The sequence below is a fragment of the Amycolatopsis orientalis DSM 43388 genome (assembly GCF_000411975.1).
GTDB classification, from domain to species: Bacteria; Actinomycetota; Actinomycetes; order Mycobacteriales; family Pseudonocardiaceae; genus Amycolatopsis; species Amycolatopsis orientalis_D.
Map to the genome: position 1 here is coordinate 54,323 of NZ_ASXG01000120.1, position 9,886 is coordinate 64,208.

The window sequence follows — 9,886 nt, forward strand, 5'->3', positions numbered from 1 at the left end:
GTTCCTTCCGCGTCGCATGCCCATCCGACGCCGTGACGATACGAGCGCGCCCGCGCGCGGACCCACCCCTAACGGCCCCTGCCGCCCCGGTCCGCCCGCCCGGCCAAGGTCCGCTTTAGACGGTCTTTAGGGGTTGTCGCAGGCAACCGCGGATGTCAGATTTTGCTGGCGTTCCAAGCCATTTCGCACGGCTCGTTTCCGCTGGGGGTTTCACCGCCCGGACAAGGACTGGGGAATCGTATGCACACGTTGACACGCAGGCTGCTGGTGGTGGGAGCCCACGGCGACGACGAAACGCTCGGCGCGGGCGGGACCATCGCCCGGCTCGCCGACGAGGGCGTCACCGTTTCGCTTTGCATTCTCACCAACGACGACGGTTCGCGTTCGGCCGCAGGCGCCGAGGTCACCAATCGCACCGACGCGATCGAACTGGCCGCGAAAACGCTCGGCATCGAGCGCGTGCGAGTCCACGAATTCGGCGACAACCGGCTCGACACGGTCAGCCACCTCGAACTGAACCAGGTCGTCGAGCGCGAGGTCCGCGAATTCGAGCCGGACACCGTCTTCGCCACCAGCATGTGCGACCTCAGCACCGACCACGCGCTGGTCAGCCGCGCCGCGCGGGTCGCCGGACGGCCGGGCAAGGGCCCGGTGCGCGAGGTCCGCACGTTCGAGATCCGTTCCGCCACCGACGTCGGCGAGGCCTCCGGGCTTCCGGTCACGTTCCGGCCGAACTTCTGGCAGCTCCTCGACGAAAGCCACCTCGAACGCAAAATCGAAGCACTGCGCGCCTACGGGAAAGAACTCGAGCCGTGGCCGAATCCGCGCAGCGAACGCGGCGTCCGCGCCCTGGCCGAATACCGCGGCTCGCAGGTCAGCGCCGGGCTCGCCGAGGCCTTCGAAATCGTCCGCACGGTCCGATGACCGGCGGTCCCTCCGCTTTTCCCGCTCGCTTTTCCCCAGCCCATCCAGAAACGGGTGACCAGGAATGACCAGTACTGTCGCTGAATTCGAGACCATCGCCGAACGGAACGAACTGACCTCGGTCGCGGTCATCGGGATGGGCTATGTCGGCCTGCCGACCGCGCTCGGCCTGCACGCCGGCGGCGTCGGCGTGATCGGCATCGACCTGTCGCAGAACCGGCTCGACGCGATCCGCTCCGGCGACGTCGACCTCATCGAAGCCGACCACCGCCGGCTCGAGAAAGCCGTGCACCAGGAGGACTTCCAGCTCACCACGGACTCGGCGCGGATGGCCGAGGCGGACGCGGTGCTGGTGTGCGTGCCGACCGGGCTCGACGAGTACCTGATGCCCGACCTCGGCCCGCTGGAGGCGGCGTGCGCGGCACTGGTCGCCAACGCCCGCCGCGGCCAGACGTTCATCCTGACCTCGACCAGCTACGTCGGCACGTCGAACCGGCTGCTGGTGAAACCGCTGGTGGCCAAGGGATTCACCATCGGCCGCGACCTGTTCGTGGCGTCCAGCCCGGAGCGGATCGACCCGGGCAACGTCACCCACACCCAGGCGGAGACACCGCGCGTGCTGGGCGGTGTGACCCCGGTGTGCACCGCGATGGCGCAGCGCGTGATCAACGTGCTCACCCCGAGCGTGCACTGCGTCAGCTCGCCGGAAGCGGCCGAGATGACCAAGCTGTACGAAAACACCTTCCGCGCGGTAAACATCGCGCTGGCCAACGAGTTCGCCGAGATCAGCGACGGCTTCTCGATCGACCCGATCGAGGTCATCGACGCGGCGGCCAGCAAACCGTACGGCTTCATGGCCTTCCACCCCGGCCCCGGCGTCGGCGGCCACTGCATCCCGTGCGACCCGCACTACCTGCTGTGGCAGCTGCGCGCGACGCAGAGCAACGCACCGCTGGTGACCCAGGCGATGCACGCCATCGCGGAGCGGCCGAAGCAGGTTGTCGACCGCGTACTGAACACACTGTCTCGCGAGGGCAAGGGCATGGCGGGTACGCGCGTGCTGGTGGTCGGCGTGACGTACAAGCCCGGCGTGCAGGACGTGCGTTCGTCGTCCGCGCTGGACATTCTCGACCTGCTCGCCGCGAAGGGCGCGAAGGTCGGCTACTACGACCCGTTGGTCCCGAACGTCCGAGTGACCGGCGGTTCGCTCGACACCGTCCCTGAGCCGGACGGCCAGGACTGGGACGTCGCGCTCATCCACACCGTGCAGCCGGGCCACGACTACGAATGGCTCGCCGACTGCCCGACCGTCATCGACGCCACCTACCGCTTCGACCGCGCGCTCTTCGCGAACTGAGAGGACATCGCTGTGCGTTACCTGATCACCGGAGGCGCCGGGTTCATCGGCTCCCACCTCACCGAGTACCTGCTGGCCCGCGGCGACGAGGTCGTCGCACTGGACAACCTCAGCACCGGCACCCTGGACAACCTCGCCGGCGTCGCCGGGCACCCCGGCTTCCAGTTCGTGCGCGGGTCGATCACCGACCCGAACGCGGTCGAATCGTGCATGGCGGGCATCGACGCGATCTTCCATCTCGCGGCCGCGGTGGGCGTGTTCACCATCCTCGACAAGACAATGGACAGCTTGCGCACCAACCTGCACGGCACGGAGAACATGCTCGACGCGGCGCTGCGGCACGACGTCCCGATCCTCGTCGCGTCGACGAGCGAGATCTACGGCAAGAACACCGCGGACGGCCTGCGCGAGGACGACGACCGGATCATCGGGTCGCCGCTGAAGAACCGCTGGTCCTACGCCGAGGCGAAGGCGCTCGACGAGACGTTCGCCCACCTGTACGCGGTCGAGCACGGCCTGCGCACGGTGATCGTGCGGCCGTTCAACACCGTCGGCCCGCGCCAGACCGGCCGCTACGGCATGGTCATTCCGCGCTTCGTGACGCAGGCGCTGGCCGGCGAGCCGATCACGGTGTTCGGCGACGGACAGCAGACCCGCTGCTTCTGCCACGTGCACGACGTCGTGCCCGCGCTGGCGGACCTGCTCGCCGACGAATCCGCGTACGGCAAGGTGTTCAACCTCGGCAGCAACGAGCAGACCACCATCTCGCAGCTGGCCGAGCGCGTGATCGGCGCGACCGGTTCCAGCAGCACCATCACGAAGGTGCCGTACGAGGAGGCGTACGGCGACGGGTACGAGGATATGCAGCGCCGCATCCCCGACTGCACCCGCGCGTACAACCAGATCGGCTTCGTGCCGACGCGCACCTTGGACGACATCATCGACGCGGTGGTCGCCGACCGCCGCTCCTGACCTCTTTCCGGTGAAGGGCCTCTCGCGGAGTTCGCGCGAGAGGCCCTTCACGCGTTTCGGAGCTTGACGTAGACGGCAGTCAGGTGGCGGGTGGCGGTGTTCGCGGACACTCCCAGTACCTCCGCGATCACCGCCACCGGCATGCCCTGCGCGGCGAGTTCCGCGACTCGCAGTTCCACCTCGGTCAGCGCTGCCCCGCCCTCGCTGTTTTCGATCACTGCCCGGCACCGGCCAGCTCCCCGGCGAGCGCGCTCCGCCCCGCCACGCCCAGTTTCCGGTACACCCTGGTCAGGTGCTGCTCCACAGTGGACACTGTGATGTACAGCGTTTCGGCGATCTGGCGGTTGGTCCGCCCGTGTGCCGCGAGCTCGGCCACGCGCAGTTCGGCCTCGCTCAACGCGGTCGCCGCCGGTCCGTCCGGATCCGCGCGCGGCGGCTCCGGCCTCGACGCCACCGGACGAGGCGTCAGCGGACGCATCGGCTGCCGCGGCACCTGCACCGGCTTCACCAGGCCGGCCGAGCGTTCCGCGCGCTGACCGAGCTGGTTGATCGCGCGGACCGTGCGGGCCAGCTCGAGCCGGTCGCCGGATTCCTTGAACGCTTCCGCCGCCCGGTTCAGCAGGCCGGACCGCGCACCGCTGTCGCCCGCGAACGCCAGCACCCGCAGCGCCACTGCCTGCGAAAACGCGTCCTTCGCGTCCGCCAGTTGCTGTTTCGCCAGCTCTACTGCGAGAGTCGGGTTGCGCAGCCGCAGGTTCGCTTCGGCGAGATCGGTCCGCCACGGTGCCACAGCGGGCAGGTCGAGATTGCTGTCCCGGAGAATTCGCTGGCACTGCTGGAAATCGCTCACCGCGGAAAGCCCGCGGTTCGTGGCGAGGTGGAACTGCCCGCGTGCCCGAAGGAACCGTACGCCGCCGAGTGTCGTGTACACGTTCTCCGGCAATGCGTGTCGCAACACCGCCGCTGCGGCTTTGAACGCACCTGCCGCAGTGTGCGCGGTCAGCATCGTGGCTAGCGGGTACGTGATCGCGACGCCCCAGTTCGGTTCGTCAAGCAGCGCAAGTGCACGGCTCGCGGCTTCGGCCGCTTCAGCCGGTTCGCCGCGACGCAGCAGCAGGCTCGCGCCGAGCGCGTCAAGCATCGCCTTCCACGTCACCGCGCCGCGGTACTCGGCTTCCTCGGCCAGCGAAGTGCACCAGCCTTCGGCGCGCTCCGCCTTACCGTCGTACGCGAGCGCGAGAATGGCCGTGGCCAGGGCTTCCAGCGAAGTGTCGGACAGTCGGCAGTTCTGCAGAATCCGCTCCGCGCACACCGAAGTCTCTTCGCTGCCACCGGCGCGCCAAACCGACGCGAGTGTGGTCGCCGTGCGCAGCCAGGGATCCGAGTCATCGACCGACAGTGCCGGTGCCGTGCCGTAATGCCAATGTGCGGCCAGCGTCAGTTCCGCAGCCGTCCGGGGGTGCAGCGGCTCGAGGTCATCGCCCAGCCGGACCAGCGCGGACTCGAACGTCTCCCGGTCACCGAACCACAATGACTGGCGCACCAGGGCGATCCGGTCGGATTGATCGAGCGAACCGGCTTCGCGCAACGCGGCGAGATGCGGGGCGGCTGCCGCGGGGTTGACCCGCCACGTGATCTTGGCCAGCAGCTGCGAGATCATCTGCTGCTCCCACGACGCAGTGGCCGTCGACGCCGCTAGCTGCAAACAACGGGTCGCGAAGTCGACGTCGTCGCCGAGCATCACCTGCTCCGCCGCCGCGACCAGCACCGGCAACGCCCACTCCGCCTGCGCTTCACCCGCCGCCACGAGGTGCCGCGCGACCTCGGGCGCCGACAACCCGCGTGCGTGCTTCACCTCAGCGGCCCGGATGTGCAGCCGCACCTTCTCCGACCCGCGCAGCCCGCCGACCACCGCCGCCGCGGCCGGCTGCCGAAACCGAACCCCGTCGACCAGCCCAGTCTCCACGAGCATCCCCGCAGACGCCTCGGCCTCGACTGGGTCCACGCCCGCGACCGTCGCCACCGCATCGGTCGTCACGTCGGTGTCCAGCACCGCGATCGCCGTCGCCACTTCGCGCAACGGCGAACCGTAGCGATGCAAAAGCCGTTGCACCGCATCGGAATACACCGCGCCGTCGTCCACCGAGCTGCGACGAGCGTCGACCAACGCGCTGACCAGCAACGGATTCCCCGCGCTCAGCCCGTGAATCCGCTCGGCCTCGTCGTGGTCGGCCACCAGCTGTGCGATCGCCTCCACGGTGAACGGCGTGAGATGCACGTATCGGTGCGGTTGCGCGGCGAATTCGGCACCCTCGCCGGAATACCAGCCGTCCGGCTGCGTCAGCACCAGCAACATCGCCGCCGACCGCGCGCGCCGCTGCAACCTCAGCAGCAGCCGCGCCGACGTCTCGTCCACGTGCTGCAAATCGTCGACCGCGATCAACAGCGGCCGCTCGCGCGCCAGCCGGTGCAAGGCACTGCACAACGCCGCGATCTGGTCCTCTCCGTCGGCCGCGGCCAGCACGTCGCGCGGCAACGCCGGACTGGCCAGCAATTGGTCGAGCACGCCACCGTCGACATCGCGCTCGTCCGCCGCCCCGGCCGCGGTGAGGGTGAGAACGCCCAGCTCCCGAGCTCGCGCCACTACTTGGTTCTGCACCTGCGTTTTCCCGCTGGCCGGTCCTCCGCCGACCACTACCGTGTCTCCTGCCCCCGCATCGCATTCGATCAGCAGACCCTCGAGGAGGGACACTGCTTCATTCGGCTCGGTGCGGCGGTTCTGCCCCCAGTTCACGCCCATCGCAAGCTCCTCGACCCAACGGTCATTCTTCCTGCGTGTGCCACAGTCGCAGCCGCCTCCTAAGCACAGCCAACCGCGATCTAAAGTCACTCAATCAGGTGATCACGATCACCTTGCGTCGCGCTCGGCGCGGGTCTTGTTTGGCGAGCGGCAGAATTCTGCTGTCGTTTGCGCGGTTTGGCTTCGGATAGTGATCTTGCTGGTGGCGCTTCCGCAGTCCGGGTTGACCGCTTCGAGCGATAGCGTAGTCGAACGTGCGTTCGAGAGAATAGAGAGGTGTCGACGACTACGACGCTTCCCGCCTGGCAACTGTCAGACCGGGACCTGACCACCAGACTCCTGACCACCCAAAGACAGCAGAACGTCGCTTACGCCGCGCAACTGGAGGCCATCCGGGAACTGGACTCGCGCGGTGCCGTGCCGGACGGCTACGCCTCGACTTCGGCGTACCTGGCGACGATCCTGCACGTGACGCAACGCGAGGCCCGCTCCCGGCTCGCCCAGGCCACCGGTTCCTTGCCGCTGACCTGGAAAGCCTTGACCGCAGGCGAAATCGCCGCCCAGCACGCGGCGGTGATCGCCGACTTCCTGGCCGACGCGCCCCGATGGCTCACCCCGGAGGACTACACCCTCGCCGAAGACACCCTGGTCACCCTCGCGGCACAAGCCAACCCGAGCATCGTCCGCCGCGCCGCGACCCGGCTGAAGATCTACTGGGACAACGATCCTGCCGACGTACCCGGCGCGTCCCCGGACTCCCCGGACTCCCCGGACGTGGACCACGGCCTGGACCCCGACTCGGTACCGGACCCCGGTTCGGGTTCCGGTGCAGATTCCGGCTCGGGTTCCGGCTTGGGTTCCGCTGATGCTGCCCGGCCCTGGCGCGAATTCCGCTGGCACTGGACCCAAAACGGCCGTTTCCGCTTCACCGGCAACGTCGACCACGAGACCGGCACCCTGATCGAACAACTGCTGGTCCCCTTGGCCGCGCCGGATCCCGCCACCACGCCGGACACTCCCGACCCGCGCACCCCGGCCGAACGCCACGGCGACGCCCTCGCCGCGATCGTCGACCTCGCAGCACGCACCCCGGACCTTCCGGCCAAGGCGGGCGAACGAGCAGTCGCGACGGTGACCGTCAGCCTGGAAACCCTGCAGAGCACCGCGAAGAAGATCTTCACGGACGACGAATCCGTCCTGCCCGCGTCACACCTGCGTCGCATCCTGTGCGACGCCAAGGTCTATCCCGCTGTCCTGGGCACCGAAGGCCAGGTCCTCGACCTCGGCCGCTCCGCCCGCACCGCCACGAACGCCCAGCGCCGGGCACTGGCGATCCGAGACCGCGGCTGCACCTTCCCCGGCTGCGACCGCGGTCCGAAGTGGACCACCCCGCACCACATCGTCCACTGGGCGCACGGCGGTGCGACGGACCTGGACAACCTCGCGTCCTGCTGCGAACGCCACCACCGCCTCCTGCACCACAGCGGCTGGAAAATCGTCCTCCGGGACGGTGCCGTGCACTGGATCCCGCCGTCCATCCTCGATCCGGAGCAGAAACCGCTCCGCAACACCGCCCACAACCCACCGCCCGCTCCCCTGCGCGCCGCGACTATGAGCACCCCTCCCTCGCCGCGCGAAGGCAGCTAGGGGTTGTCCAGTGCCGACCAGCCCCGAACACTCCTGGGTTTGTGACCGCAGTGGACGAAACACCCGCGAACGCACGCACCAGCCGATGGATCCGCCGTTTCCACCAGGCCGATGGGGCACGGGTGCGCCTGGTGTGCCTCCCGCACGCCGGCGGCTCGGCGACCGCCTACTTCCCGCTCTCCGCCGCCGCGGCGGGGCAGGACTTCGAGGTGGTCGCCGTCCAGTACCCCGGCCGGCAAGACCGCCGCGCCGAACCCTGCCTGGACACGGTCGCCGCCATCGCCGATGCGATCGCCGACGACCTCGCCGGCTGGTCCGACCTGCCACTGGCCCTGTTCGGCCACAGCATGGGCGCCACCGTGGGCTACGAAGTGGCCCGCCGCTTGGAGGCGCGGGGCACTCCCCCGCTCGGCCTGTTCGCCTCGGCCTGCCGGGCCCCGTCCGCGCAACGCATCGAGTTCGTCCACCAACGCGACGACGACGGCCTGATCGCCGCCCTGAAGGAACTGAGCGGCACCGACGCCAGCGTACTGGGCGACGACGAGCTGCTGCGCATGGTCCTGCCCGCGATCCGCGGCGACTACACCGCGGTAGAGACCTACCGGCACCAACCAGGCGTGGAACCAAGCTGCCCGATCCAGGTCCTGGTCGGCGACGCGGACCCGGTAACCGACCTGGACGAGGCCGACGCCTGGCGCGACCACACCACCGGCCCCAGCCACGTGCAGACCTTCCCCGGCGGCCACTTCTACCTGAACGACCAGCTCAACGCCGTCCTGAAGACGATCACCACAACCCTGGCCGGATGGCAACCGGGGATCTGCCGGGGATAAGGGTGGGGAAACCCCAGGGAAGCTTCAGGAGCACACCCCATGGCTCCCGCAGCTCCGTTCCGAGAAACTAGGTACATCAAGGAAACACCCCCTCAACCAGGAGGCCATCATGATGGCGATCACCACCGCCCCCGGCGTCACCCAGCGCATGCTCGCCAACGGCCACCTGGAGCTGACCTGCCGCACGACCAACCGCCACATCGAATGCGAGCCGGTAGCCGCCGCGATGTGGATCGCCCTGAAGCAGCACAACGGCGACGTCGACCAGGCCGCCAGCACCCTCTCCGCCCTGTGGGAAACGAACGAGGACGACACCCGCTACGACCTGATCGCCCTGGCCGGTTCCCTGTGCTCGCTGGGCATGGCCACCGAGTCGTAACCCGATGATTCCCCGAGCCCGCCGCGAATGGCGGGTGTGTGCAGCCGCCGAGTCCGACATCGACATCGAACGCCGCCGCCAGCAGGACCACGGTGAGGCCTCCTCGACGCACTGCTCCCCCAGTGCACGCCGCCCCTGCAGACCCCTCCGGCCCCGCCATGCCCGTGGAACGGCGCTCAGACGGCGCAGCCGATGCGACGGGGCATTCCAAGCTCACCGGAATCCCACTCGAACGGCACCACGCCGACGGGCACGAGCCGAACGTCGCGGTGCTTCGCGATAACGACCGTCGCACCACATCGCTCCCGCGCGCAACACCCGCGGAGGAAGAAGTTATGGTCCGGAGCGGGAAATCGTGGCCGCCGCCGGCGTGAACCCGGTCTAGTTCTGAGAAAGACCAAGCCGCGCTGGCTTGAACCAAGGCCGCGCGGTCATGGTCGCTTGAATGGCCGGAATCCGCGCGCGAGGTAGTTCTTGAGCGCATGGGGATGGTCGTCGCTGGAGGTGTGCAGCCACACGCGCTGCGCGGACAACCCCCACGTCATCGAGACGGCCTCAGTGAGGAATGGACCGCCGAGTCCCTGGCCGATTCGTTCCGGCACGAGGCCGAAGGAGTCGATCTCGATGTCCGGTGCCTGCCGGACGTTGAGTGAGAGCAATCCGATGACTGCGCCGTCGAACACGCCAGCCCAGTGCCGCATCGTTGGGTTGCTCAGGTATTCGTTCCACTGTTGGGTGTCCCAGTGCTGGCTCGGCCACGCGAAGTCGCGTCCGACCGCGAGAGTCAGCGTGCGGACCTCTTCTCCGTCGATGGGCTTCAACTGGACCTGTCCGCTGAAGGTTGACGTCGACGGGTGCAGCTCGCTTGGATGGGTCATCTCCAGATACGTCAGCTCGGGCACTTCGCGATCTTCGCACAAGCAGGCCGATGGCCAAAGGCAATTTGAGAGCGTCGGTACCACGCTCCGCACGCT

9 protein-coding genes are annotated in these 9,886 nt (G+C 68.6%); 6 read left to right on the plus strand and 3 right to left on the minus strand.

Features of this window, described 5'->3' with window-relative positions; translation table 11 throughout:
• Positions 1 to 240: 240 nt before the first annotated feature.
• The 3 genes from L942_RS22630 to L942_RS22640 all read left to right on the plus strand — a co-directional run bounded on the left by L942_RS22630 (position 241) and on the right by L942_RS22640 (position 3,253).
• Entirely contained in the window at positions 241 to 924 is a 684-nt protein-coding gene (locus tag L942_RS22630; RefSeq protein WP_037363851.1) for a PIG-L deacetylase family protein, read from the plus strand.
• Between the two features lie 64 nt (positions 925 to 988).
• Complete coding sequence (locus L942_RS22635; protein WP_037363853.1) at positions 989 to 2,281, plus strand: nucleotide sugar dehydrogenase; 1,293 nt, start codon at positions 989 to 991, stop codon at positions 2,279 to 2,281.
• Between the two features lie 12 nt (positions 2,282 to 2,293).
• A complete protein-coding gene (locus L942_RS22640; protein ID WP_037363856.1) occupies positions 2,294 to 3,253 on the plus strand; it encodes an NAD-dependent epimerase/dehydratase family protein in 960 nt (319 codons plus the stop codon).
• A 47-nt stretch (positions 3,254 to 3,300) separates the two neighbouring features.
• On the opposite strand, the gene L942_RS43085 is transcribed toward L942_RS22640, so the two are convergent.
• The gene (locus L942_RS43085) at positions 3,301 to 3,471 is read right to left on the minus strand and encodes a LuxR C-terminal-related transcriptional regulator (RefSeq protein ID WP_081655178.1); all 171 of its coding nucleotides are present in this window, start codon (positions 3,469 to 3,471) and stop codon (positions 3,301 to 3,303) included.
• Positions 3,468 to 6,053: a helix-turn-helix transcriptional regulator gene (locus L942_RS22645; RefSeq protein ID WP_037363858.1), complete on the minus strand. Its 2,586-nt coding sequence runs from the start codon at positions 6,051 to 6,053 to the stop codon at positions 3,468 to 3,470. The genes L942_RS43085 and L942_RS22645 overlap by 4 nt, the downstream gene beginning before the upstream one ends.
• Before the next feature lie 276 nt (positions 6,054 to 6,329).
• On the opposite strand from L942_RS22645, the gene L942_RS22650 reads away from it, so the two are divergent.
• The 3 genes from L942_RS22650 (at position 6,330) to L942_RS22660 (ending at position 8,912) form a co-directional block, all read left to right on the plus strand.
• On the plus strand, positions 6,330 to 7,700 hold the full coding sequence (locus L942_RS22650) for an HNH endonuclease signature motif containing protein (protein ID WP_051166161.1): 1,371 nt from the start codon (positions 6,330 to 6,332) through the stop codon (positions 7,698 to 7,700).
• A gap of 50 nt (positions 7,701 to 7,750) precedes the next feature.
• Complete coding sequence (locus L942_RS22655) at positions 7,751 to 8,533, plus strand: thioesterase II family protein (RefSeq protein ID WP_051166162.1); 783 nt, start codon at positions 7,751 to 7,753, stop codon at positions 8,531 to 8,533.
• A 109-nt stretch (positions 8,534 to 8,642) separates the two neighbouring features.
• Positions 8,643 to 8,912: a hypothetical protein gene (locus L942_RS22660; protein ID WP_051166163.1), complete on the plus strand. Its 270-nt coding sequence runs from the start codon at positions 8,643 to 8,645 to the stop codon at positions 8,910 to 8,912.
• Between the two features lie 431 nt (positions 8,913 to 9,343).
• Here the strand turns inward: L942_RS22660 and L942_RS22665 are convergent, their stop codons facing one another.
• The gene (locus L942_RS22665; protein ID WP_037363862.1) at positions 9,344 to 9,814 is read right to left on the minus strand and encodes a GNAT family N-acetyltransferase; all 471 of its coding nucleotides are present in this window, start codon (positions 9,812 to 9,814) and stop codon (positions 9,344 to 9,346) included.
• Between the last annotated feature and the right edge of the window lie 72 nt (positions 9,815 to 9,886).

What these genes read in the sequence shown, in the direction of transcription:
- L942_RS22660 (WP_051166163.1), top strand. Translation starts at nt 8,643, where the DNA reads ATGATGGCGATCACCACCGCCCCCGGCGTCACCCAGCGCATGCTCGCC.
- L942_RS22630 (WP_037363851.1), top strand. Translation starts at nt 241, where the DNA reads ATGCACACGTTGACACGCAGGCTGCTGGTGGTGGGAGCCCACGGCGAC.
- L942_RS22635 (WP_037363853.1), top strand. Translation starts at nt 989, where the DNA reads ATGACCAGTACTGTCGCTGAATTCGAGACCATCGCCGAACGGAACGAA.
- L942_RS22645 (WP_037363858.1), bottom strand. Translation starts at nt 6,053, where the DNA reads ATGGGCGTGAACTGGGGGCAGAACCGCCGCACCGAGCCGAATGAAGCA.